This is a genomic window from Streptomyces sp. NBC_01089, assembly GCF_045162975.1.
Classification (GTDB): domain Bacteria; phylum Actinomycetota; class Actinomycetes; order Streptomycetales; family Streptomycetaceae; genus Streptomyces.
The window spans coordinates 35,761-60,712 of sequence record NZ_CP108660.1 but is presented as its reverse complement, the minus strand read 5'-3'; the positions used below and the strand labels follow the sequence as shown (position 1 = coordinate 60,712).

The 24,952-nt window shown below is 69.5% G+C and carries 19 protein-coding genes; 11 read left to right on the top strand and 8 right to left on the bottom strand.

All coding sequences use genetic code 11. The features are described from left to right. The first annotated feature begins 684 nt into the window (after positions 1 to 684). Complete coding sequence (locus OG510_RS00240; RefSeq protein ID WP_406134555.1) at positions 685 to 1,791, top strand: hypothetical protein; 1,107 nt, start codon at positions 685 to 687, stop codon at positions 1,789 to 1,791. Here OG510_RS00240 and OG510_RS00235 read toward each other — a convergent pair. Continuing rightward, positions 1,725 to 2,583 (bottom strand): IS5 family transposase gene (locus OG510_RS00235; protein WP_371628382.1). Its coding sequence is split into 2 segments (ribosomal slippage): positions 1,725 to 2,229 and positions 2,228 to 2,583, totalling 861 coding nucleotides; the frame shifts between segments, so codons are not numbered across the junction. The two genes, OG510_RS00240 and OG510_RS00235, sit on opposite strands and share 67 nt — an antisense overlap. Before the next feature lie 162 nt (positions 2,584 to 2,745). Here OG510_RS00235 and OG510_RS00230 point away from each other — a divergent pair. From OG510_RS00230 to OG510_RS00200, 7 genes are all read left to right on the top strand, one after another. Then, a complete protein-coding gene (locus tag OG510_RS00230; protein WP_406134554.1) occupies positions 2,746 to 3,699 on the top strand; it encodes an IS481 family transposase in 954 nt (317 codons plus the stop codon). A 45-nt stretch (positions 3,700 to 3,744) separates the two neighbouring features. After that, positions 3,745 to 5,073 (top strand): IS630 family transposase, encoded by a 1,329-nt coding sequence (locus OG510_RS00225; RefSeq protein WP_406134553.1) that lies wholly within the window; start codon positions 3,745 to 3,747, stop codon positions 5,071 to 5,073. A gap of 14 nt (positions 5,074 to 5,087) precedes the next feature. Beyond that, on the top strand, positions 5,088 to 5,426 hold the full coding sequence (locus OG510_RS00220) for an SAVED domain-containing protein (RefSeq protein ID WP_406134552.1): 339 nt from the start codon (positions 5,088 to 5,090) through the stop codon (positions 5,424 to 5,426). A 1,436-nt stretch (positions 5,427 to 6,862) separates the two neighbouring features. Beyond that, positions 6,863 to 7,837 carry a hypothetical protein gene (locus tag OG510_RS00215; RefSeq protein WP_406134551.1) on the top strand — a complete coding sequence of 325 codons (975 nt, stop codon included), beginning with the start codon at positions 6,863 to 6,865 and terminating at the stop codon, positions 7,835 to 7,837. Next, complete coding sequence (locus tag OG510_RS00210; protein ID WP_406134550.1) at positions 7,834 to 8,418, top strand: hypothetical protein; 585 nt, start codon at positions 7,834 to 7,836, stop codon at positions 8,416 to 8,418. Before OG510_RS00215 ends, OG510_RS00210 begins: the two co-directional genes overlap by 4 nt. Then, positions 8,412 to 9,692 (top strand): ThiF family adenylyltransferase, encoded by a 1,281-nt coding sequence (locus OG510_RS00205; protein WP_406134549.1) that lies wholly within the window; start codon positions 8,412 to 8,414, stop codon positions 9,690 to 9,692. Before OG510_RS00210 ends, OG510_RS00205 begins: the two co-directional genes overlap by 7 nt. Beyond that, positions 9,689 to 10,171 carry a Mov34/MPN/PAD-1 family protein gene (locus OG510_RS00200; protein WP_406134548.1) on the top strand — a complete coding sequence of 161 codons (483 nt, stop codon included), beginning with the start codon at positions 9,689 to 9,691 and terminating at the stop codon, positions 10,169 to 10,171. Before OG510_RS00205 ends, OG510_RS00200 begins: the two co-directional genes overlap by 4 nt. Positions 10,172 to 10,514: 343 nt before the next feature. Here the strand turns inward: OG510_RS00200 and OG510_RS00195 are convergent, their stop codons facing one another. The 5 genes from OG510_RS00195 to OG510_RS00175 form a co-directional block, all read right to left on the bottom strand. After that, positions 10,515 to 11,636, bottom strand: a complete 1,122-nt coding sequence (locus tag OG510_RS00195) for a hypothetical protein (protein WP_406134547.1) — start codon at positions 11,634 to 11,636, stop codon at positions 10,515 to 10,517. Next, positions 11,633 to 13,594, bottom strand: coding sequence for an integrase (locus OG510_RS00190; RefSeq protein WP_406134546.1), 1,962 nt, complete (start codon positions 13,592 to 13,594; stop codon positions 11,633 to 11,635). The genes OG510_RS00195 and OG510_RS00190 overlap by 4 nt, the downstream gene beginning before the upstream one ends. Positions 13,595 to 13,606: 12 nt before the next feature. Further along, positions 13,607 to 13,927: a hypothetical protein gene (locus OG510_RS00185; RefSeq protein WP_406134545.1), complete on the bottom strand. Its 321-nt coding sequence runs from the start codon at positions 13,925 to 13,927 to the stop codon at positions 13,607 to 13,609. Next, positions 13,924 to 14,652: a hypothetical protein gene (locus tag OG510_RS00180; protein WP_406134544.1), complete on the bottom strand. Its 729-nt coding sequence runs from the start codon at positions 14,650 to 14,652 to the stop codon at positions 13,924 to 13,926. The genes OG510_RS00185 and OG510_RS00180 overlap by 4 nt, the downstream gene beginning before the upstream one ends. A gap of 190 nt (positions 14,653 to 14,842) precedes the next feature. Continuing rightward, positions 14,843 to 15,844, bottom strand: a complete 1,002-nt coding sequence (locus OG510_RS00175) for a hypothetical protein (RefSeq protein ID WP_406134543.1) — start codon at positions 15,842 to 15,844, stop codon at positions 14,843 to 14,845. A 212-nt stretch (positions 15,845 to 16,056) separates the two neighbouring features. On the opposite strand from OG510_RS00175, the gene OG510_RS00170 reads away from it, so the two are divergent. Then, entirely contained in the window at positions 16,057 to 19,674 is a 3,618-nt protein-coding gene (locus OG510_RS00170) for a Helicase associated domain protein (RefSeq protein ID WP_406134542.1), read from the top strand. A gap of 468 nt (positions 19,675 to 20,142) precedes the next feature. Next, positions 20,143 to 21,444 carry a DEAD/DEAH box helicase family protein gene (locus tag OG510_RS00165; RefSeq protein WP_406134541.1) on the top strand — a complete coding sequence of 434 codons (1,302 nt, stop codon included), beginning with the start codon at positions 20,143 to 20,145 and terminating at the stop codon, positions 21,442 to 21,444. 301 nt (positions 21,445 to 21,745) lie between these two features. On the opposite strand, the gene OG510_RS00160 is transcribed toward OG510_RS00165, so the two are convergent. Further along, positions 21,746 to 23,566 carry an ATP-binding protein gene (locus tag OG510_RS00160; protein ID WP_406134540.1) on the bottom strand — a complete coding sequence of 607 codons (1,821 nt, stop codon included), beginning with the start codon at positions 23,564 to 23,566 and terminating at the stop codon, positions 21,746 to 21,748. Positions 23,567 to 23,946: 380 nt separating this feature from the next. Beyond that, a complete protein-coding gene (locus OG510_RS00155; RefSeq protein WP_406134539.1) occupies positions 23,947 to 24,375 on the bottom strand; it encodes a hypothetical protein in 429 nt (142 codons plus the stop codon). Between the two features lie 158 nt (positions 24,376 to 24,533). Between OG510_RS00155 and OG510_RS00150 the strand changes: the two genes are divergently transcribed. Further along, the gene (locus OG510_RS00150) at positions 24,534 to 24,806 is read left to right on the top strand and encodes a helix-turn-helix transcriptional regulator (protein WP_384364035.1); all 273 of its coding nucleotides are present in this window, start codon (positions 24,534 to 24,536) and stop codon (positions 24,804 to 24,806) included. Positions 24,807 to 24,952 lie beyond the last annotated feature (146 nt).

The following is a 24,952-nucleotide window of genomic DNA, read 5'->3' as shown; positions in this document are numbered from 1 at the left end:
TGAACCGTCTGGTGAAAGAGCAGATGTTCGGCCGCGCAGGATTCGAACTTCTCCGCAAACGCGTCCTACTGGCGTGACCGAGCGTCACCGCACCACGCGAAGCGGAACAGAGCCCGCTCTCGCCGCCGACCCCTATGAGTTCTCATTTCTCTTGCGGTAGAGAGATCGCTCTGACCTGCGAGGATGCAGATGGCTGAGAGATGCCTCGCTATGCTTTCTCCGTGCGGATCAGGACCTTGAGCTGCAGTACCGCAGGCTTGTTGAGAATCCCGCAGATGTATTGAGAATTCCGGTAGCAGCCAGGGGTGTCTGCATGCCTTCGGCTGACGAACCCTTGCCGGTGGGCGTCTGTCATGGACTGGGCATCCAGTGCTCCTGACGCGTATAGAGCAGTGGCTGGGGGAGCGCAGATGCCCGCTCTGCGCCCTTTCTGATCTTTGCAAGCTGGTCAGCGTCGGGCGGGCCCGAGAACGCCGTCGTTCAGCCCGACGGGCTTCCAGCGTTGATGGGCTGGGCGCGGGGAGGGTTCGCGGGTGATGATCTGCTCGTTGGCTGCGGTATGGCGGCCGCTCGAATGGGAGACCGTGTTTCGTGCCTGACTTGCCTGCCCCGAGTTCGACGGGTGTTCGTATCGCCGGTGACCGGTACCAGTGGCTGGTCGCGTGGCAGGGTTATGTTACGGCGGTGCGTGACGCGGCGCTGCGCGTGCCGAACCCGGTGGTGGCGGTCGGTGTTGAGGTGGACGGCGTGGGAAACGTGGATGACGTCGTCTTATACCGCGAGGAGCCGCCCCACACCTACATGCAGGTCAAGTACGCCGCAGACAGTTCCTCACCCGTCAACGAGGAGTACTTGCTCAAGCCAAGCGACCAGGGCGGCCCGTCGATCCTGCGCAAGGTGGCGCAGGCCTGGCAGCAACTCGCCGGGGGCGGCACTCCGGTCGATCTTGCCCTGTTGAGCAACCGGTCCCCGGATGCCGGGGATCCGCTGATCTCACTGAGGGATTCCCGCACCCAGTTGCTCGTGCCGAAGGCGGCGCAGCAGGGACCGCGATCGAAGAAGGGGCAGGCGCGCAGCCGTTGGGCCGCCGGTATCGGGCTGAGCGAGGACAGGCTGCTGGATCTGTTGAAGGTGCTGCGCTTCGACCTGGCACGGGACGTGATGCACCTGCATGAGCACTTGCAGATGCTGATGTTCGCTGCTGGGCTGCGGTTCGATGAGGAGGCCATGCACGCCGGCGCGGACTGGGTGGCCCGCCGAGTCGCCGATGGGCAGCGCAGGCTGTCCCTGGCGGACGTCAGGGAGGCGATCCGGTCTCTGCGTCTGGAGGCCGGCACGTCACGGGCGGTGCTTTCCGTCGCCACTTTGAAACCGGACCCGATGGCGGAGGACGCCGACTACACGGTGGACTGGGCGGACCGCTTCGAGGGCGCCTCGCCCTACGTGAAGCGGCGTCCGCTTGCCCCGGCGACCTGGGCGCAGTTGCAGGCGGACATCGAAGCGGCACCGTTTCGGATGCCGCCGGGCACGACCTCCATCGCCGTCACCGGCAGTCTGCGTCTGGCACCCGCGTTCGTGGTCGGCGCGGCTTTCCGCATGGTGACTGGAGTCGACTTGGCCGTGGCCCAGCGCGGACAGGTGTGGTCGTCCGCTGCCGGGTACGACGCTGTGCTGGCCCCGGAGGTCGACGAGCACGCTCTCGGCCTAGGGTGTGTCTTCAAAGGTCAGATCCATAACAGGATTGAGGCGATGGTGACGGTGGCCTGGAACGACTCGTGGGTCTTGTCGTAGCGGGTGGCCAGGCCGCGCCATTGTTTGAGCCGGTTGAAGCAGCGCTCGACGACGTTGCGGAGTCGGTAGACCTCCCTGTTGAAACGCGGTGGTCGGCCGCCACGTGAGCCTCGGCGTAGGCGGCCGCTGGCCTGGTCGATGCGTTCGGGAATCGTGTGGCGGATGCCGCGCTTTCGCAGGTAGGCGCGGATCTTACGGGAGCTGTAGCCCTTGTCCGCGATGACGTGGTCGGGCCGGGTGCGTGGCCGGCCTGGACCGATGCGGGGAACGCAGATGGCGTCCAGGACCTCCTCGAAGCGAGTGCAGTCGTTGACGTTCCCGCCGGTCAGAACGAAGGCGAGTGGGCGGCCGTGTCCGTCGCAGACCAAGTGGAGCTTGGTGCTCAGTCCGCCTCGGGATCTACCGAGGGCGTGATCACCCGCTTCGTCCCCCTCGGTGACCCCTTTTGCCGCCGGCGGCGTGCTGATGGGCCCGCACGATCGTGGAATCGACCGACACCAGCCAGTCGATGTCCCCGGCCGCATCTTTCTCCGCCTGCAGAGCCCGCAGCATGCGAGAGAACGTGCCATCCAGTGCCCACCTGCGGAAACGCGTGTAGAGCGTCTGCCAGGAGCCGTAGCGTTCCGGCACATCCCGCCAGGCCGACCCCGTGCGCAACTTCCACACAATCCCGTTCAGCACCACGCGGTCATCCGACCGCGGCCGCCCCGCCGTCCCCGAACTCGGCAACAACCGCGACAGGACAGCCCACTCAGCATCCGACAGCTCATGACGACGCACCACAACCGACATGATCCCTCAACACCTAAAACAGCTTTGAAGACACGGCCTAGGTGTTCTGTCCGGGGAGGTTGTGGTCGGGTGAGGGAGATCTCGGCTGAGGGATCTTGAACGGGTGAGGGCCTTCCGGGTTCGGTGTGGATTGCGACGTCTACACCGACCAGAAAGGCCCTCGTGGTTCACCGTAATGCACCCCTGACCGAGACCGGCCGCCTGCGGGTTGCCCGTTGCGTTGTTGAGGACGGCTGGCCCCTGCGCCGGGCCGGGGAGCGTTTCCAGGTCTCCCCGACGACGGCCCGGCGGTGGGCAGACCGCTACCGGGCCCTGGGCGAGGCCGGCATGAGCGACCGCTCCAGCCGCCCCCACCTCAGCCCCCGTCAGACACCGACCCGCACCGAACGCCGCATCATCAAGGTCCGCGTCCTACGCCGGTGGGGACCGGCCCGTATCGCCTACCTACTCGGGCTGGTGCCCTCGACCGTCCACCGCGTACTGACCCGCTACGGTCTGGCCCGCCTGACCTACCTGGACCGCGCCACCGGCCGCGTCATCCGCCGCTACGAACGTGACCACCCGGGCGAACTGGTGCACGTCGACATCAAGAAGCTCGGCAACATCCCCGAGGGCGGCGGCCACAAGACACTCGGCCGCCCAGCGGGACGCAAGACTCGCTCAGGTGTCGGCTACAGCTACATCCACACCGCTGTCGACGACCACTCCCGCCTGGCCTACAGCGAGATCCTCACCGACGAGAAGAAGGAGACGGCCACCGGGTTCTGGAGCCGCGCCCAGGAATTCTTCCTCTCCTGTGGGATCACCGTGGAACGCGTCCTGACCGACAACGGCGCCTGCTACAAGTCCTCCCTCTGGCGCGATGCCCTGGCAGCGGCCGGGATCACCCACAAGCGAACCCGGCCCTACCGGCCCCAGACCAACGGCAAAGTCGAACGCCTCAACCGCACCCTGCCCGACGAATGGGCCTACGCAAAGCCCTACCACTCAGAACAGGAACGACGCGACGCCTACCCCGCCTGGCTCCACACCTACAATCACCACCGCGGACACACCGCGCTCGCAGGCAAACCACCCGCCAGCCGCGTCCCCAACCTCACAAGGCAATACACCTAGTGTTCTGCGCCTGAAATCCTGGCGTTAAGTTGCTACGGTTTCTGGATGTCGTTTTCGGGGCGCTCTTCCGTCGAGTTCGTGTTGACCGCTGACGAGCGTGACCAGCTGGTGCGCTGGTCGCAGGGGTCGTCGAGGTTGGCTGTTCGGGCGCGCATTGTGTTGCGGTGTGCCGAGCCCGGCGTCGTATACGCGCGGGTTGCCGATGACTTGGGTGTGTCGGCCATGACGGTCGGCAAATGGCGCAAGCGGTTCGCGGAGTCACGGTTGGAAGGCCTGGAGGACACCGACCGGCCGGGACGGCCGAAGACCTTCCTGATCCTGAGTGATCTGGAACGGGAACAGCTGACGCGTTGGGCCCGCCGTGCGAAGTCCTCGCAGGCATTGGCGTTGCGGTCGAGGATCGTGCTGGCGTGCGCCGCGGATACGTCGAACAAGCGGGTCGCGGGCCGGTTGGGGACCTCGGTGTCCACGGTGGCCCGGTGGCGACGCCGGTTCGTTGAACTGCGACTCGAAGGTCTGGCCGACGAACTGCGGCCGGGCCGGCCACCGTCGATCCTCCTCGACCGGGTCGAGGAGGTTGTCGCCACCACGCTGGAGAGGTCGCCGCGTGATGCCACGCACTGGTCGCGGGCGTCGATGGCCGAGCAGACCGGCCTGTCGAAGTCGACGATCGGACGGATCTGGCGGCAGTTCGACCTGAAGCCGCACGTCCAGGACACGTTCAAGCTGTCCACGGATCCGCAGTTCGTGGAGAAGGTCGTCGATGTCGTCGGCCTCTACCACCACCCCCCGGAGAAGGCGGTGGTGCTGTGTGTGGACGAGAAATCCCAGGTCCAGGCCCTGGACCGCACGCAGCCGGTCCTGCCGATGATGCCCGGCATGCCAGAGAGGCGCACCCACGACTACCAACGGCACGGTGTGACCAGCCTGTTCGCCGCGTTCGACATCGAAGACGGCAGCGTCATCAGCTCCCTGCACCGCCGCCATCGGGCCGTGGAATTCAAGAAATTCCTGGTCAAGATAGACAAGGCAGTGCCGACCGAACTCGACGTCCACCTGATCTGCGACAACTACGCCACCCACAAGACGCCCGCGATCAAAGCCTGGCTCGGACGACACCCCCGATTCCACGTCCACTTCACACCAACTGGTTCCAGCTGGATCAACCAGGTCGAGCGGTGGTTCGGGCACCTCACCGACAAACTCATCCGCCGCGGGACCCACCGATCGGTCCAAGCGCTTGAGGCCGACATCCGCACCTGGATCCAGACCTGGAACGAGGACCCCAAACCCTTCACATGGACCAAGAGCGCCGACGAGATCCTCAACTCGTTAGCGAAATATATCGCCAGGATTTCAGGCGCAGAACACTAGGGCCGGAGCTCGCCGTGGCCATCGCGGTCACCATCGACCCCACCGAGGATGTGCTGGACTTCCTGCGGGAGCAGCGTGCACCCGTCTCCCGGCTGCTGGTGCTGCGCCCGCCCGGTGGCGCCAAGGACAACTCCGTCCCGGATGCGGCGACGGCCAGCGCCCTTGCCGTCGGCATCCGGGATCTGCTGCGTCGTGCCTGCCGCGCGCATCCTGCGATCCACCTCTTCCAGGCTAGCCCGATGGGCTTGGCTCTGCTGCTGGGTAACCGGTGGAACCGCCTGCGCCCCACCACCGTGTACGAGGACGTCAACGCACAGCAGGTGTATGAAAAGGCGTTCGTCGTCGACGCGTAAAACCCGCCCGCATCTCCACCATCACGCTGCCCGGGTGAAGCGGTTGCTCAGCGCGCCTCGTGCAGGTCGTGGGAGACCAGGGTGAGGCGGTCACGGGCCGTCAGCCCAACGCGACAGCGATCGGCAGCGGGCCATGGAAGAACAGCAATCAGCAGCTCCTCCACCGGGGTGGCGTCGCCGAGTTGCGCTGCCCACTGCCGGTGTGCCGTCTGCCAGCGCTCCCATATGTGGGTGGTGACGGCGGCATGGAGCGCGGAGTCGTCGGGCAGGTAGGCGTTGCCGGTGTCGATGACGAGGTAGGCGCCGCACGGGCCGTTCGCACCGGTGGTGTCCTCGGGCGGAGGTGGTAGCCGGTGTGGTGTCCCGGCCCGTGGGCGACCTGACCGGTCGTTGCCACGTGGCGGGCGTCGTCGACCATGGAAGCGGCCGATGCCAGACGGACGATCAGCGCGCGACCCGGGGGCGCTGCTGTCCGGGAACTCGTGGGATGTCCATGAGCTGCGGAGGACCGGAGGCGGCAGATGCCAGGTGGTGGCAGAGCCGGCCGTGCTGGCGGGGGCCGAGTTCGGCGCGCAGCGCACTGCCGAGGCTGACTCCGGACTGCGTTTCGTCGGTCAGGCGTCGCCCCAGAAGGAATCCGTCGTGCAGGTGGGTGGGCGAGCACGTAGAGCACGACCTCGGGATCCGCTGCTCCCGCTGCCCGGAGTTCCTCGATCTGCGCGTCGACGAGCCGGGCGACGAAGTCGACGACGTCCGATCGGTGTGGGGCGGAGGGCTCGCCTGGCCACAGGACCGCGCGGTGGACGACCAGCGTCGTGCTGTGTGCTTGGCGGGAGGCCTGCCTTGAAGGCCACGACCCGCGAGGCCCGCGTGCGGCGTGCCGGATACAGGCTGATCACCACGCCGAGGCCGCGCGGGCGCTGCAGTCCCCATCCCACGACGATCAGGGCCAGCGCACCGGCGAAGACCACGGCGAACACCCGCGGTCGGCTGGTCAACTGCTCCAGGATGTTCGGCACGACACCAAGCGCGACGGCCGTGCTTGCTGCCGTCACCATCGTGCCGCCGCCTTCCCGGGACAGCGCAAGTCGCCTCAAGTGCCCGAGCCATCTCATGCCCCCCAACTCGTCGGTCGGAATGCGCTCTTCTGGGAGCGCACTGCGTGCGATCCCGCTCTACGGGCGAGCGTTCCATGCCTGCCGGGGCAGATTCCTAACCGCCCCGACGTGCTGCCCCCGGCAGCCGGATCGGCGACAGACACGGGACAGCACCTCATCCTGAAGATCAACGCGGTTTGATCCGAAGGGTGTTGTCAGTGGGGGCCCGTACCGTGGCAACGAGCAGCCAGCGAACGTCCTTTTTCGGCCGCGCACCACAGAGGTGCCACGTCCGGGGCGTGCACCGGGCTGAACGGCGAGCCCGAGGAGGCACACCGCATGAGGATCGACGAGGCATTCGACGCGCTGCAGCAGACCGTCGACGAGGACATTGAGAAAACGAGGCTGGCCCGCGGGCGCCGGGACCTGTTCAAGGAGGCGCTGCTGAAAGAGCCCGATGTCCTCGAGACGTTCGGATCGGGCTCCTTGAGCCGCAGCACGCAGCTCAAGCCCATCCACGACGTCGACATCGTGGTCGTCTACGACCCGGACGAGCACCCTGAGTGGGGGAGCAGCGGGCCGAGCGCGGAGGAGGCCCTCGAGCACATCCGCTCCCAGGTCAACCGGCTGCTGAGCCAGAGCAAAGGCACCCACGCCACCGTGGTCCGACACACCCTGCTGCGCAACCACGCTGTCAAGTGCTTCCTCGACGACCCCGACGACCCGGAGGCCTTCACCGTCGACGTGATGACCGCGCTGCGGCAGCCCGACAACTCGCTGCTCATACCCGAGAAGCTCAGCGCCAGGTGGGTGCCGGCCAACCCCGAATACCTGATCGAACTGGTCGCCGAACACCAGCGTTCCTGGTCATACTTCCGGCCGATGGTCAGGCTGCTCAAGCAGTGGCGGCTCGACGCACCGGTCGAGGGACGCGTCAAGTCCCTCGTCATGGAGGTCCTCGCCCTGCAGTGCCTGCCCATGTCCGGAAACCGCTCCCAGGGGTTGAAGACGTTCTTCACCGCCGCCGCGACCCGGGTCAACGAGGGCGTGTGGGACCCGGCCGGTCTGTGCGGCGAGGTCCAGCCCGACCTGGACCGCCAGGGCCTGTCGGCTGCGTTCGCCAATGCCGCGGACCTGGCGGACCAGGCCTGCGCGGCGGCGGCCGAAGGCGACACCGACGAGGCGTTGCGACTGTGGCAGGAGATCTTCGGTGAGGACTTCCCGGCGCCCGCCCCTGCCTCCAAGACCACCTCGCTGATCGGCGCGCCCGCGCTCATCACTCCCCGCCCCATCAAGGACGCACCCCAGGGATGACGACCGTACCTGCTCGCAGCACCCGCACTTCCATCACCTGGTGGGAGTGCGAACCACGCCGACTGCGACGAGACCAGGAGGAGATCCCCGCCCCCTTTCCCCACCTCGTCTTCAGCGACGAGGGAGCGGGAGGATGGGAGGGCATGCTGCCTCGCTGGCCGTTCGACCGGCCCGAGCCCGCCCACCTCACCGACTGGATCGGCGAGCGCGGCCTCCGGCTACGCCTGGAATACGGTCAGGCCTACCCCATGGTGGCCCCCCGGATCTTCCCTCTGGACCCGCTGCCCGAACCGTTCGAGTGGACCCAGCACCGCTGGCATGTCAACGGCGACTCCAGCCTGTGCCTCCTGCGCGACGACGTATGGACGGGCCGCGAGTCCGTTGGCGACCTGCTGCTGAAGGCCGCCGGCTGGCGGATCGAGTACGCGCTGATGAAGCACCAGACGATCGAGGGGATGACCGGCAGTGGAATAGTCACCGACAGTCGCCTCGACCACTTCCTGGCCCAGCCCCCGACACCCACGGACACCACCGGGCACGGTGAGCCGGACACCGCCGGGCAGGACGGTCCCGCGTGCTGATCCTCATCCCAAGGGGCGCCGCGACCAGACTCCGCACCGCGGGCCCATCGGGCCGGCTGTCGTTGCGCATCAGCCGGCCCGACGACCTTGCCGTCGTGAGCGGCATCTCCGACGGAGCGGACGGATCCATCATCTCGGTGGATCCCGCACCCGGAAACCGGCTGCTGGCGGGCTGCGACTCCCTTCCCACCGGCTACTGGTACCGGGCCACCGGCGAACTGCAGGCGCTCTGGTACCTCCTGCGAGTACGGCGCGGTACGTCCTTGAAGCTCGATGCGTTCAAGGACGCCGTACCCAGCGGTTTCAAGACGCCGGGCGACGGCGGCTATGTGGCCATCACCCACGCCCCCGGCGTGAAGGACGCGTTTCCCGAAAGCGGTTTGCCCGACCTCCTCGCCTGGCACGTCACCCGTGCGGGCATCCAGCCGCTTGAGGTGTCGGTCGAGCCCGAAGTCACCGGGGTTCCGCAGCTCGAGGGCCACTGGCCCGTCGAAGAACTCCGTAGCACACGCGTCATGTTGATCGGAGCGGGGAGTATCGGCTCGGCCACCGCGCACGCGCTGGCCGGCTACGGCGTCGGCCACCTCACCCTCGTCGATCCCGACCGCCTCCAATGGCACAATCTCGTCCGACACACCAGCTCCCGCAAACACATCGGCCGCACCAAGGCCACCGCGCTGTCCGAGGAACTCACCCAGCTGCGCCCCGACACGCGCGTGGCGCCCCTGGCCCTGGACGTCATCGAGCACGCCGACCGGATCCGAGCCCTCCTCACAGACACCGACCTCGTCGTGTGCGCGGCCGACGGCGTGGCCGCACGCCGCGTCACCGGCCACCTGGCCCGCCGAGCGGGCCTCACCGCCGTCCTCGCCTGCGTCCTGCAGGACGGAGCCCTCGGCGAGATCCTCCGACTGCGCCCCTGGCCCCAGCACGGCTGCCTGACCTGTCGGCGGCAAACCCTCGCCGAAGCCGGCAGCGTCGACCCCGAGCCCGCTCTGGACGCCGGATACGGCACCGGCACGCGGCACCGGCCGATGACCGCTGTCGGACCTGACCTCCACCTCGTCGCCCACCTCGCGGCGAAGAGCGCCGTCGCCACTCTCCTCGAACGCGCCGGACACCCCGACCAGCGCCTGCCCGGAGAGCACGCCCTGCTCGGACTGCGCCGCCAACCCGGCTGGGCCCCGCCCTTCGACCTCCACCGCACCGCCGAACTGCGCTGGCTTCCCGCTACCCCACCCAGACCCGGCTGCCCCACCTGCGAAGAGCCATGACACAACAGCCCGTGGCCGTCGTGCACCTCACTGCCCCGGCCGCTCGCGTGATCACCACCGAACTGCGCACGGCCGACCACACCACCGAGACCGGAGGAATCCTGCTCGGACACCACACCCGTGACACCGTCACGGTCCACCACGCCGGAACTCCCGGACCCGCCGCCGTACGCACCCCCACGTACTTCCTGCGCGATCTCGTGCACGCTCAGGCGCTCGCCGACGCGGCCTTCGCGGCCGACAGCAGCGTTTGGGTCGGCGAATGGCACACCCACCCCACCGGGCGTCCGGTCCCCAGCGCGCGCGACACGGCCACCTACCGAGATCTCTTGGACGATCCCGAGCTGGGCTTTCACAGCGTCATCGCAGTGGTTTTCGCTCCCCGGCAAGGCCGTTGGACGGGGGCCGCCTGGACCTGCCACGGCCGGCGTGTCGCCCCCGTGGAACTCACCATAAGCCCCGTGGACGGGCCGAGGTGAGAAGACCCGCCTCCCCGGCCATGGCGCTTCCGGCCTCCGCGCCGGCCGGCACCCGCGTCACCGCACGACGAACCCGCCATCGCCGCCCGCAGTCCTCAACCCGGCCGTACGCACCCGCGATAACAGTGAACTCACCGCGCAGGCTTGGGCCCGTCACCAGGTCCGCTCACCCAGGCCTCGGCATGGTCTGTGCTTTTCGGCAGAAGGCTCTATTCCCAGCCGTTTTCAGGGTCGCCTGAGACGACCACCGATCAGCAGAACGGGCACTGCGCCTGGTCCCCGGCGAGTTGACACCTCGCGGCCCTGGGAGGGGACCAGAACCCCCACGCCCGCGCGCTGTGCGTCACCATGCGCCGTTGGTTTCAACCTTGCCCGGCAGATCGAGGTAGCGGGCGGCGTCGTTCAGGACCTCGGGTGTGATCGCTTCAGTGCCATCGAGGATGGCGATCTGCGCGGCCATGCTGAGCAGTGGGGTGAGGTTCTCCATGAGCCCGTCGGTGATCTCGTAGAGCTCTTCGGCGAGGTCTAGGAGGCTGGTGGGCCGGTGGTGGCACAGGTGGAGTCTTCCATCGAAGCTGGCGAGGGCTCGGGGCCACTCGTCGGGGTGTTCGGGGCAGCGGGGCGGCAGCCGGTTGACCCACAAGGTGGGTACGGCCCGCTGGCGCAGTGGTGCGGCGTCGCTTGTCCGGCGCAGGGCGGGGAGACGGGCTGTGCGTGCTTCACGGAGGATGTCGCTGGAGCCGATGCCGCTCCAGAAGATGGTCAGGCTCAGTTCGTCCGCGAGGTAGTCGAAGAAGTCGAAGGTGGGCTGCAGGTCCTCGGTGCGCAGCCGGTCGATCCCGTCGACCAGGCACACCTCCACGTGGCGGGTGCGCATCACGTGCACGGCGGGCCCGGTGAAGTCCTTCATGCGCTGCACGGGCCGGCTGTCGGTGTCGGGGCGGTAGAGGTCCCAGCCCAGGAACGTGGCCAGGGCTGCGGACCAGTCGGCCGGGGTACCGGGGGTGGGCGGGGCGTTGATGCAGACGACCGGGATGCGGGTGTCGTCGATGCCGTGCAGCTGCTCGCGGCGCCCTTGGTGGCCCATGCCGATGTGGTGCAACAGCGTGCGTTTGCCGGTGCCGCGATAGTCGCTGTCGATGGCGACGTGCGGGCCGATCTGGCGGCGCTCGCCGTTTCGCCGGAGCATCCGCCGTGCCAGGTGCAGTCCGCGCTCGATGTCAGTGGTTTCGATCAGGCCGAGGTCGGCGTGGTAGCGGACGCGGGGATCGTTCTCCCTTGCCTCCTCGCTGTCGGCGCAGGAGGGGTCTTGCGGCGGCAGCGGAACCAGGGGCGGGGGCTGGGAGGGCGGTTGCCGCAGGCGGGTGCGCCACCCCAGCAGGGTGGTCGGCGGACCGGCGAGGTCGGGGGCCGGCGGGGCTGGTGGAGCGGGCGGGGACTGCGGATCACGCACCGGGGCTGTCAAAGGTCCTCTCCTTGCCGGCCACTTGAGCCGTTATCGCCGTCGGTGGGCGGGTTCAGTTCGGGCAGCGAGGCGAGGAAGGCATCGACGCTCTGCCCGCTGTCCGTTACGGGCTCGCCGGCGGTGAACAGTTGCGCAGCGGGGCGATCGAGGCGGCGGAAAGGCCGCACCGATTGTGGATCCAGCGGCGGCATCCCGGCGGCATAGGGCTCTTTGGGCGCCACCGTTTGACGGCGGGGCGCGGGCAGGGAGCGGGCACGTGCGGCGGGCACGTCATCGGGCCCGGGCCCGTCGGCGGCTTTGGACAACAGACGCTGCGTGGCCCGGGCGATGGCGGCCTCGTCGTGGCGGCGGCCGCCGGCGGCGAGATGGACCTGCAGCCCTTGCTCCCAGCTCTCTTCGGTCCACCGGTCGCGCAGGAGGCGCCGGTGGATGAAGGGCACCTCCACCCACGGGTCGCCGTCCGGGTCGACCCGGTGGTCGAACAGCCAGGCGACCTCGGGCTGGTTGGGGGAGTAGTGCACCTCCCAGCGCCCCTGAAAGGCCGCGAGCCCGGACGAGCCGCGGAAGGGATCCAGGGCCCCCTTGTCCAGGTTGTAGGTGCGGTTGTTGATCTGGAAGCCCTTGCGGTTGATGCGCACCCACACGGTCGGTAGCAGCTTGCGGTTCTCGCCCTCGGTCAGCGCCGTGGCCCGATAGCCGCGCAAAGAGATCAGCGCCGCATACATCTGGTTCGGGGTGAGCTTCAGTCCCGGGGTGAACGGGCTGCGCAGCGCGCCGTGCGGGGTCTGCTGCCAGTGCAGCGCCACCCACTGCTCGAACAGGTCCTGCAACTGGGCGATCGTCCACAGCGGCTGCTTGCGGACGTGTTTGCCGCGCAGGTCCAGACGATGGTGGGTGTAGGAGGCCAGGTGCTGGCTGAAGCCGATCTTGATCGCCAGCATGGCGCGCTCGACGATCGCCTTGTCGACGGGGGTGCGCAGCCGGGCCTCGCGCACCTCGATGCCCAGGGAGTTGCAGGAGCGGGTGAAGTCCGCCGAGACGAACGGCGAGCCGTGGTCGACGACGAGCGTCTCGGGTTTGATGACCGGCCGGGCGGCCGCACCGGCGAACCGCTCGTCGGTGGCCAGCAGTTCAGCGAAGGGAAGATCCGAGCCGTCCATGAAGGTTTCCGGGGCCCACCCCGGCCGTGCCGGCAGCGGCGCGGTGCTCTGCGCCACGACCTGCACCGTGTCGAAGCTGCGGGTGGCCCGCCCGCCCAGCCACCGGCCCGCACCGGCACCACGGCGGAACCGCTTGGGCACGATCAGGGCACCGACGATGCTGCGGGTGGCCACATCGATCGCAATGGTCAGCTCCACCGAGATGATCTGTCCGTCGTCACCGATGGCCAGGACATCCAGCCCGGTGGTGTCGATCTGCACCAGTTCCCCGGGCCACCGTGCCGTGGTCGCCCGCCGGCTGCCGGGCCGGGCCACCGACAGCGGCGGGCCGGCCGCACGCCGGGCCGCGACAACATGCGCATTGTGTGCCGTGATCCCCAGGCGCTGCAGCAGCCGGTAGTACGTGGCCTGGCTGGGCAGCAGCGCAGCGGTGGTGGCCGTATCGGCGTCGGTGAGCTCCTTGGCATAGCGGGCCTGAACCGTCTGCTGCACACGGCCGATCAGCCGTGACAGGGTGCCCGGCGACAGTCCCGCTTCGCGTTCGCCGTCCAGGGTCTCCCACATCAGGTCGATCACCCGCTGGTCGACGCGTCCGTGCGCGGATGCGGCGCGCTGGCTACGCCGGTCGATCAGCCCCAGCAGGCCCTCCTTGCGCCAGGCGAGGCACTTGCGCTCGATGGTGGCGGGTGAGGTCGGCCAGCCGGCCGCGGTCAGCTGGTCGGCCTTGGTGCGGTAGCGCTGCTTGAGGGGATGAAGCTCTGGGTCGAAGGCGGGTTTGGGCCGGGTGGGCGCCGGCACGTTCGGGGCCTGCTAGTGCAGTACCTCCTTCACGATGCGCTCCCACCGGATGACCTCGCGGCGCAGTGCGGCGGGCAGGGCCTTCAGCTCGTGCCCGCGGTGGGCAACCACGGTGCGGGGAGCCTCACGGCTCAGGACCGCGAAATCCTTCGCGGACGTCAGCACCGGCTGGAGGATGATCAAAGGCTCGGCTGTGGTGTCACCGGGCGCGGTGAGGAAGATCCGCGGACCGTGAAAGGCGGTCACCAGCCAGTGAGTCCCGCTGAAGGCGATGGTGTCGCCGAGTGCCAGGGTGTCGGCGCCTGCCCGGACCGCGTCATCCGGCACGGTCATTCATCCTCCCCAAGCCATGCCGTCGATGACGGCGTCAGGGGCCTGGTCATGTCGGTGTGCAGCCGCCGTTTCCAGATCAGGTGATAGGCCAGGTCGATGCCCGCAAACGCGGGCAGGCATGCCGCACGCACCCCGGAACGGATGGTGCGTGCGGAACCGAAGTGGCGGGCCAGCGCCTCGGCATCGCCCGGGGAGAGCCGCTGTGGGCTGCGGGCGGCGTACAGCAGCATCAGGTTGTCCAGTTCCACACCGTCCGGCGGCCGCATGACCCGCACCCGCCAGTCGGCCACAGCGGCGGTCCTGGCCAGCAGTTCCTGCCCGGCGCGCCAATCGTCGGTGAGTTCCTCCGGCTGCACACAGATGACTTCCCGCCGCCCCGCCCGCAAGGCGACGAAGTGCGGCCGCACGCTTTGTATGGTGCCGTCCCGCGCCCAGCGCAGCTCCATCGGCCCGGCGCTGCGCGCGGCCACCGCCGGGTCCCGGTCCAGCAGCATGCCGCAGCGCTGCTGGCGCAGCGAACCGCACGCCAGCGACTGGCCGGTGGCCGAGGCCCAGGCCTTGGTGACGAAGGACTGCCGGCCCGGATAGGGCACCGGCATCTGCAGGGGCGCCAGTTGTTCGAACGGCACCTGAGCGGCCTGCTCCACCGGCAGTTCTCGCCGGCGCCCGAACCGGTCGAGATAGCAGACGGTGATCGTCTGCTGGCCAAGGGGAGTGTCCGGCACGCGCGTCCCCCCTCCGTCCGCTCGCTGCCAGGCAGGCCCGCCTCAGACAGACCCGATCCATGATCCGCCGAGCAGGGTGGCGCTCGCAGCCACTGCAGCAGCCGATCACCCGAATGAAGGGCATAGCGAACGCCAGCCCGAAACCTGCGCAGTTGAGGCCGACGAGGCATCGGGCGCTGCCGCGCCGACTTCACACCGGCACGGACGGGTCGTTCCAGTCCCAGGGCAGACAACACCGCTCGGCCAGGGACCGCTGCTGTTCGTCGTCGGCGTGGATGAGCGCCGTCACCGGCCGGCCCGGCCCGGCCACCGGCGGCATGCACCGGTGATGCTGGTGCAGCCACTGTGCCACCGGGATCCGCCACGTCCCGGACGGCAGCTCGAGCGCAGCGGCCAGCCGCCCCAGGCGCTCCAGCAGCTGCGCCTCGGCCGCGGCCCACGGCCCGCCGGGCCGCATCGCGCGCTGCCGCTCGTAGTCCAGCAGCGCGCGGGCCACTGCGACGGCCTCCGGGTACATCCACAGCCACGCCGACTCCAGGTCGCCCTCCGGCCGCCCGGCGCGATGCGCCCGCCGTGCCCAGCACTCCACGACCGTCGTGCGCCACCACCAGCCGGTGACCGCGAACGCGTCCGCGGCCAGGTACGCCCCGACGGGTCCGTGCCGGCGTTCGAACCGCCGGCGCTGCCGGTGCGCCACCATCACCTGCGCCAGCGGGGCCAGGTCCACGCCGGAGCCGGACTGACGTACATGGGTGAACTGGCCATGTCGGTCGCAGATCTTCCAGGACTCGGGCCAGACCAGCCAGATCGGCCCCCACCCGCCGCCGCGCAGCGCCACGCACCGGCTGCAGGCCGGGATCAGATAGTGCTCCATCGGATACCACGGCCATTCCCACCGGGCCTGCTTCCCGGGCAGCAGGTGGGTCGCGCGCAGATGAGGCAGTGCCCATTGCAGCCTCGGCAGTTCCACATTCAGCATCGCGGCGAGCCGCTCAGCGGCCGGAGCGCTCAAGAAGACCTCGGCCAGATGCGGCTGCACCGCATGCTGCCCCGGCCCTCCCTCGCCCAACTCGTCCAGCAGGAAGGCGATGTCCACGCCCTGAGCCGCCGCCACGCGCCACAGCAGCGAGCAGTTCGACTCATGACCGGCCAGCCGCACCGACACGCGTGCCAGACTCCGGCCCCACACCATGCGGCCCTCCGCCCTGCCGACAGATCGGCCTCGCGCAGCCGCCACCTGTGCTGTATCTGAACAGTTAGATCGCGCGCGAACACCGAACGGGCCGGTTTTGTGCGACAGTTCACCTGATCGTGTGGCAACACCGCAGGCGGGCAATACATGGCCGTTCTGCTGCGCAATCTTCGGGCAGACCCACTGACCTGCCAGAACCGCGGAGTTGGCCCGTGCAGCTTGACCTTCCCGGCGAACGCCTGTCCAGCAAGCTGTGGACCCGGCAACGTGATGCCGCGGACTGCGTGCTCAACGCGTTCGCGATGGGACGCACACGACAACAGGTGATCATGCCGTGCGGTACAGGCAAGACCCACCTTGCCGTCCACGTCGCCCACGAGATCACCGCCAACAGCCGCAGCCTGACCCTGCTGCCCACCCTGGAGCTGCTGAACCAGACCGCCCGCGTCTGGTACACCGCCGGCCGCCCGGGCCGCTACCTCGGGCTCTGCTCCGATCCGCAGACCAGCGAGCCCGTTCTCGACGGCATCCTCACCATGACAGGCGACCCGGCAGGTCTGGCCCAGGCCGTGCGAGAGGCCGACGGCCCGGTCAACGTCTTCGCCACCTACGCAGCCCTGAAGAAGCTCCGCCTGGCCCACCGCGAGCATCAACTGCCCCGCTGGGACATCGCCATCGTCGATGAAGCCCACCGCACCGCCGGGGCCCGCAGCAAGGCCTGGGGCACCATCCACGACGACGCCGCCATCCCCGCCCGCCACCGGCTCTACCTCACCGCCACACCCCGCATCTGGGACGTCAACCGGGGCGTCGTCACCGAACCAATCGCCTCCATGGACGATGTATCGCTCTACGGCACCGTCGCCTACCGCTACTCCCTGGCCGAGGCCATCCACGAAGGCAGGCTCGCCGACTACCGCATCGCAGCCCCCGAGATCCACCACCCGCAGCTGCGCGCCTTCCTCACCAGTCGCACCAAGCGGGGCCGCACCCCGCAGGCCGATGCCGCGCGGGTCGCCGCCGCCCAGCTGGCCCTGCTCAAAGCCCGCGAGGACCACCACATTCAGCGGGCGGTCTCCTTCAGCCGCAGCATCGCGCAGTGCGAAGCCCTCGCCGAAACCCTCCCGCAGACCGCCGCCGCCATCCCCGGCCAACACGCCGACGGCCTGTGGGTGTCCAGCATCCACCACAAGCACTCCCGGCCGGTGCGGCGCGAACGCATGAGCTACTTCGGGCAAGCTCCCGCAGCCGGGCCCGAAGGCTCGCTCGCCGAACTCCGCGTCCTGTGCAATGTCCGCCTGTGTGTCGAAGGCGTCGACTTCCCGCTGGCCGACTCCGTGCTGTTCGCCGACCCCAAGCAGTCCACCATCGACATCATCCAGGCCATCGGACGGGCCCTGCGCATCGGCCCCGGCATGAACAAGGTCTCCACCCTGATCATCCCCGTTCTGTTCGGACCCGGGCAGCGCCCCGAAGAAGCAACCTTCGGCACGCCCTACCACCTGCTGCACCAAGTCATGATCGCGTTGCGGGCCTACGACGAGCACTACTTCTACCGCCTGCCGATCAGCGGCCGCCGCCTGCTCATCGCCACCCCCGACTACGCAATCCGCCCCGCACGCGCCCTGGACATCGCCCCGCACCTGATGCTGCGCATCATGGAACCCGAACCGGACATCTGGGACGCCGGGATGGCCGCTGCCCGGGCCTTCCACACCGAACACGGGCATCTCGACGTCCCCAGCAACCACATCACCGACGACGGGTTCCATCTCGGCTGCTGGCTCGGCTACCAGCGTGCCCTCAAAGCCGCCGGGCACCTGCCCGCCGTCCGCGTCGCCGCACTGGCCACCTTCAACATCACCTGGCGCCACGACCCGGACAGCACCGAGGCCTTCCTCGAAACCGCCCAGGCCTACGCACGCGAACACGGCCACCTCCTTCCCCGCGACGCACAGGAGACCTATCAGCGCCGCCCCCTCGCGCAGTGGCTCCTGCAGCAGCGCCGCCAGGACGACGAGGGCAACCTGCCCGCCCCCTACCGGCGCGCCCTGCGCGACATCGACCGCTGGTGGAACCCCCACTGGTCCGACGCATGGCAGCGCACCCTGACACGGGTCCGCGACAGCACCTCCCCTCCGATCATCACCCCCGGCCACCTGCCCGACGACGCAGACCACCTCACCCGCTGGCTCGACCGGCAGTTCGACACGTTCCCCACCCTGGCCAAGGAACAGCGCCAGCAACTGGCGGCACTGCCCTTCAAAGACAGTCCCCTGGCCCTGGCGTTCCATCGCACCCCCACCAACCACTTCGCGGGCGGCCTGCGCGCCGCCCGGCACTTCTACCGCCAGCACCACCACCTGCGGGTCCCGCCCGACTTCCACGTCGGCGAAGGCGACCGGCGTTTCCCGCTGAGTCCCTGGATCACCGACCTGCGCGCCCAGGCCCGCCAAGGTGCCCTCAGCAGCGAGGAGATCGCATCCTTGGACGCACTGGCCATGAAGTGGACACCGGCTTCCCAGCGCGCACAGACGCCGCCGGCACCGCTTCCATCAACACAGACCCCCGCTGCCGTCACGAGCAATTTCGCGGCTGGGGAGGAACCGGCTCTCCAGGACATTGCCGCGTTGGTGGGTGCGCACGACCCGGTGTTTTGGACGGCCGAGAGCGAGCCGCCACCGGGCCTGGCCCCGATGATCTTCGGAGGGGGCGGCCGCCGGACGCTGATCAACATGCCCGCCGGAGCAGGAAAGACCACCACCATCGCGTCCGCCGTGCTTGAACTCGCCCCCGAAACCTGCCTGATCCTCGGCCCGGATGTGCTTTACCTCCGCAAAGCCGCCGCCACCTGGCGGAAAGTGGGTGACAGGCCGCAGGCGGGCCTGGGCTTCAGCCCGCACGGTGGTACCCGTCTGACCAGCGCTGCCGATCTGGCCGACTGGATCAGACAGCAGCCGCCCGGAGCGCTGGTGTTCGCCCGCTACGCAGATGCCCGACTGGTCGCCGACGGCCACCATCGCCACGACCTTCCTGCCTGGGGACACCTCATCGTCGAAGAAGCGCACCGCACCGCAGAAGGCATCATCACGCCGGAACACCCCTATGCCAGCGTCCACTACGACGACCGCGTCCTGGCCCGGCGGCGTAGCTATCTGACGGCCACTCCACGCATCCCCCGCCAGATGGCACCCGGCCTCAAAGCACGCGACGTGGACTGGGCGGTCCACATGCCTGCACAAAAGATCTTCGGGAGTCACATCGTCCCGACGAGCCGGCAGGCACTGGAGGACGAAGAACTGCTGGCGCCCTGCCAGCTGGAGTTGGTCCGCGTCCGCAGAAACCCCGCCTCGCGGCGTCCGCGGCAATGGTCCACCGAAGCCAACGCAACCGCGCAGATCATCGAACGGCTCCAGCTGCGCCGTGTCGCGGTCGTACTGGCCACGAAGGGCGAGGCCCAGAAATTCGGCATGCAGCTGGCGGTGGACATGCTCGACGCGGAGATCCTCCTGGAAGACGACCCGCCAGCAGGGCGGTACGCACACGACCAGCCGGTCATCCGCTGCGTACGCAGGAGCTACAACCCGTTGCCCCACGATCTCGACGCCATCGTGCTGCCGGACCCCAACTGCACCGCAACACAACTCGTCAACGTCCTGCGCCCGCTCATGGCACAAGACGTACGGCGCGTGGCCCGCACCAGGGTCCTCGTGCCGCATGCTGTGGACAGCGATGATGACCCGCCGAGCGACCAGTCCCTCCTCGTCCAGCGCGTCACCGCCGCCTTCTGGGCGCACGACCCCACAGACCCCATCGCCCCACTGCGGTGAGCAAGGCCGCGGCACCTTCCCTCGGCCGCATCGCCTCCGTCGACCCCGTCAGCGGTGAAGGTGCAGCGGCCGTCGGCGTCGGTGAACAGGTGGCCGCGCAGGTCGTTCTCCTGAGCGCCGCCGACCGCTCAACTGGCCGGGTTCCGGGCGAGGGGCGGAGCGCGGCCAACGAAACGAACCCGCATCGCGCCCTGCCGCCCTGGCAGCGGGCATTTTTTCGGGCTCCGGTCCTTGGGACCGGAAGCGGAGTGTAGCCTTGTGGCAGGCCGAGCGCATCGGCCCACGCCGAGGGGCCGGCCCATGAACGACCCCTTGTTTTCGCGGCGAAGGTGCCCGGACCACGTTCCGGCGAGGCAGCATCAACTGCGCGAGCTGCACCATGTGCAGCAGACTTCACCACTGCCCGCATGCCACTCGACGCCGCGCCGTGGACATGGGGCAGCGCGCGGCGGGACTCGAGGTCATGTCATGCCCAAGGACCACGCCCGCAAGAGCAGCGCCCGTCGGCGGGCCTACCGCACCGGATCCTCCTACACCTCCGCCAACGCCCGCACCGTGCACGAGGCCCCCACCCCTACCGTCTGGCTGGCGGGGCGGTCCTGGCCGCACGGACTCGAGCTGGTGCTGCGCGACGGCGGACGGCGGCTCACCTTCGCCATGCCGGCCGGGGGCGGCAAGACCACCGTGGCGGCGAGCGGCCTCAGCCAGGCACAGCCCACGGCGAAGACCCTGCTCCTGGTCCCCGATGCAGCGGCTCTCCGCGACGTCATCAAAACCTGGCGCCTGCACTGCGACACCCCCATCGCCACCTTGAAGGTAGTGACGGTGGGGCAAGGCAGCACCGCCGCTTTGGCAACCGCCCGGGACGTCGCCCTCTGGATGGCAGCCCAAGGAGGCGGAGCCATTCTGGTGGCCTGCCACGACGACGCCGAGGTCATCGCCAGCAGCCACCTGGATCACCAACTCCCGCCGTGGGACCAGATGGTGATCGAGGAGGCGCACCGCACCGCCGCCGAGCCGGTCACGGCCGACCACCCCTATGCGGCGATCCACTACGACGACGCCATTCCCGCCTTCGCGCGCCTGTACCTGACCGCCACACCTCAGATCCTGCCCACGCCGACCGCCCGCGACGGGGAAGTGGACGACGGCGGCGTCGACATGCCGGGCAACCAGTTGTTCGGGCACATCCAGCCGTCCGTGTCGCGCACCGAACTCGTCCGCAAGGGGCTGCTTTCCCCCTACCGGATCGATGTCCTCGCGGTGCCCGATCTGGCCCACTTCCCGCGCCTGCGCGCTGCGGCGATCGGCACCGCCCACGCCATCGAACGCCATTCTCCGCGCCGCATCGTGTCCATCCACAGCACCCGCGACCAGGCCCAGCACTTCGCCCTGCAGCTGGCGACCCAGATGCTCGACGCGGAGATCATCGTCTCGCCCGAGCGCCGTACGTCCGACACCCACAGCCAGCCCGTCATCTGGTGCCAGTGTCCCACCGATCCCTGCCCGCAGGACATCGACGCCGTCGTGCTTGCTGACGCCTCCTGCACCGCCGTACAGCTCACCGACGGCCTGACGCCGCTGATGCGCCAACGCCACCACCTCGTGGGGCAGACATCCGTCGTCGTCCCTATCCCCATCCACCCGGACGCCGACGGCGAGGACCCCGAATCGCTGCTCCAGTCTCCCCACCTCGACCGGGTTTTTGCCGCGCTGAAGGCACACGACCCCGCATACGCCGAGGCGTTCCGCAAAACACGCGACCAGTGAGTGCACCACCGCTGCTTCGCTCCCTTATGAGCTCGCCCTCCGCCCGGACGGCGGGGACCCAAGCCGCATCCGCGCCGCCTACGACCGGGTGCGGGCGCGCCTGGACGGGATCACCACCGTCACCGCCGGGCTCACGGCACTCGCCGTCCAGGGCCAAGCTGCCTACCAATCGGTCTTTGGCACCTGACACCCAGAACTCGCCGGGCCACTGTGACGGAACTCTGCGACCTGAGCCGATTCACCTCAAGCCGGTACCGGTTCCGCACAGCGGTCGCGAGCAGGCCGGGCTGGCCCGCCGTCTTCAGGGGACGAGCGGGTTGTCCCGGCTCAGCTCGATGACGTGCATCTGATCGAGCAGCCGCTTGGGCAGCTGGGGCAGATCGTTGTCCACGATGATGATCTGGTGGGGCCGGGCGCGCAGCGCACCACCGCTGCGCACTCCGGCGATGTGATCGAGGAAGTGGGTGTAGAGCCGGCCGACGAGCTCTTGGTCGTCGGCCCCGTACCCGACGTTCTTGCGGGGGGAGTCGATGACGAGGAAAGACGGCAGGTCCGTCGCCCCGGTCACCAGCGCGTAGCTGAGGAACGCCATCCGGTACACGACGTTGATCGCGCAGCGGACCCCGTGCCCGACCTTGGTGAGGTTCCCGGCGCGTACCTGCGGCAGCAGCGAGGTGTGGTTGAGCCGGGCGCCCGGATCGCCGGGCAGGCCGACGGAGCCGACGAGTTCGGTGAAGTGCTCCTCGAACTCGCCGAGCGTGGTCCGCCGGTGGGCCAGCAGGTTCTTGCGGGTGCGGATCTCCTCCCGCACGCCCTTCAGCTCGTCCTCGCACGTCTGGACGGAGCGGTGCAGCTCGGCCAGCCGGCGGTGCGGCTCCAGCTGCCGTTCCAGCAGCGTGGTCCGGGTGCGGGCCGTCGCATGGGCCGCGGCCAGCCCTTCGATCTGCGCGGCCAGCGGGCTGATCTCCTCCCGGGTGCGGGCATCCAGCTCGATGCGGGCCTGCTCCCACGCGGTCTGTGCCTCGCTGTGGGCCTTGACCTGTTCGGTCAGCTGCCGCTCCGCCGCCGCCAGCGCGTCCTGCGCCGCGTGCAGGGACTGTGCCAGGACGGCGGGATCGAGCGCGCTCAGACACAACGGGCAGTCCCCTTCGGGAACCGGCCGCACGGTGAGATCGGCGCGGCACACCGGGCAGGGTGAGCACGGCTGGGGGCCGTGGGCGCGCTGGTCGGTCAGCTGCTGTACCTGCTGCTGGCGCCCCAGCGCGTGCTCGCCCTCGGCGACCGCACGCCGGCACCGCTCGAGCACCTGCTCCGCCTCCAGGACACGGCGGCGCAGCGGGTCGGCGTGCGCAGTGGCGGCCCGCATCCGGCCCTTGAACTCCTCCAGACGCTGCAGCGCCGCGCACTCCTCCTCGTGCGAGCGCGCCAGCTCCGTCTCGAGGTCGGCGGCGCTGCCGGTCAGAAACGCACTGATGGTCTCCGTCCGCCGCCTCAGGTCAGTCAGGGTGCGCGTCAACTCGTCCTTGCGGGCCGTCAGCACCCGCATCGGTCCGTCGGTCAGCCCGAGCAGCAGTTCGACCACGGTCCGGTAGGACTGGGCGGTGTTGGCCTTGCCCCTGACTGACTCCGTGCCGTCCACCACGTCCTGGGTGAGGTAGCACATCGCGTACAGCTGCTCGAAGGTCAGCCGTGCCCCGGCGCCCAGCAGGGCCACGGCGGAGGGAGGTGCGAACATCTCGCCCAGGCCGAGCAGGTCCAGCAGCACCTCGCCCACCACCCGCCGCCCGCCGTCCGGCTGCGTCTCCACACCGAGGATCTCCTCGGCGCCGCCTCCGTTGCTGTCCAGGAGCTCGACGTCGGACACGTCCCGGACCAGGGAGCGTCGCAGCCCGATGCGCATCCCCTCGATCCGTACGAACAGCGTCACCGTCTGCAGACGCTCCCCGGGCACCTCCCGCCAGGCGACGGGCAGCCCGAGCGCGTACTTGATGCAGTCGGCCAGCGTGGTCTTGCCGGTGTCGATCGGCCCGACGACGCACACCACCGCGTGGGCCAGATCGATCTCCCGCACCCCGCCGTCCGATGTGAGCACCAGCCGCTCACAGAAGAAGTCCCTTGCCACCGCGGTTCCTTCGGATCGCCCGCCTGCTGTCGGGTACTCCAACGGCCCGTCCCGGCACGGGAAGCGGGGCCGGGCGCGCACCCACCGGATCGAGTGGGCAACGCGCGCAGGCTGCCCACCCGATCCGGCGCAGCCACGGTGCGGGCGCGGCGTGGCACCAACCGTCCCGTGCCGCCTCCCGGTACCGGGAGGCGGCTGCTCCCGGTGAGCGGCCCGCACACTGCCACGGGACCGCCCGCGGCCGCCGTGCGTACGCCGGGCTCGCACCGGTTCCGGCCGGGCACCGCCTTGTGCCCGGTGGGCAGGACGCACCCCACGTGAGGCGGGCGGACACGGTGACGCGACCGCGGATGCGGGTGGGCGGCCGGGTGCGGGCTGTCTCACAGGGCCTCCACCCACTCGCCGTGGTCGGCGGCGAGTTCTGCAGGCGGGGGTGAGGAGGTGAGCGGGGCGGCACGAGGGGGTTCGGGGACAGCGGCGGCGTGGGGGATCGAGCGGGAACATCCCCGGCAGGCGTCGGCCAGGCGCCAGGTGCGCCCGTTGTCGCCGCAGATCAGCAGCAGCGCCAGTGGTCCGGAGCAGGCAGTGGGCGGCCGGTGCCAGACGCACCCGTGCTCACGGCACTGGCAGGTCCGCAGGTGCGCGGGCAGCGGAGTGTCGAGGAGATGGCCGGCGAGGTGGTGGCGCGCCTGACGCGACACCGGGATGCCCGGCTGGGCGGCGAAGGAGCGGCACGCGCTACAGGTGACGGTCGGGCGTCCGGCATGCGCGCTGATGGTCACGCTCCAGGCGCGTGCGGGCAGGGCCATGGAATCCCTTCGGCCATGTAGTGAGGGCGGGATCGGGGCGCCGCCGGGGGAGGGGCGACGAGCGGACACCGTAGTGCAGAGCTCTGCCCTGCCCGGGCCCACAAATAGGGCAGAGGTCTGCACTGTCAGGGCGGGGGACTGCACCATCGGATGGGCAGGTGACGATCTTCCCGCCGCCGGACCCGGACCCGACGGCGCTGCGCCAGGACCTGTCCCGGCTGCGCGCCGAGCGCGGCTGGAGCTACGACGAACTCGCCGCTCGCAGCAGCCTGTCCAGGCGCACCCTGATCGAGATCGAGCAGGGCCGCACCATCGGCACCCTGGCCACCTGGCACGCCCTCGCTCACGCCTTCGGCCTCCCGCTGGGCGAGCTCCTCGCCCCCCTGTGCACCGGCCACGAACCCCCGCACGGAGAACCCCGGGCCCGCTGAGAATCCTCACCCGATCGGGACCCCGCACTCGCCCATCCGTGCGAGCGCAGCCCTGGCGTTCCCTTTCCGTCACCCTCTCGAAGGCGTCAGGCGCGACACGCCCCGAAGACCGGTTCACCGGCTGCCACCTTTCACTCCGGCACCTG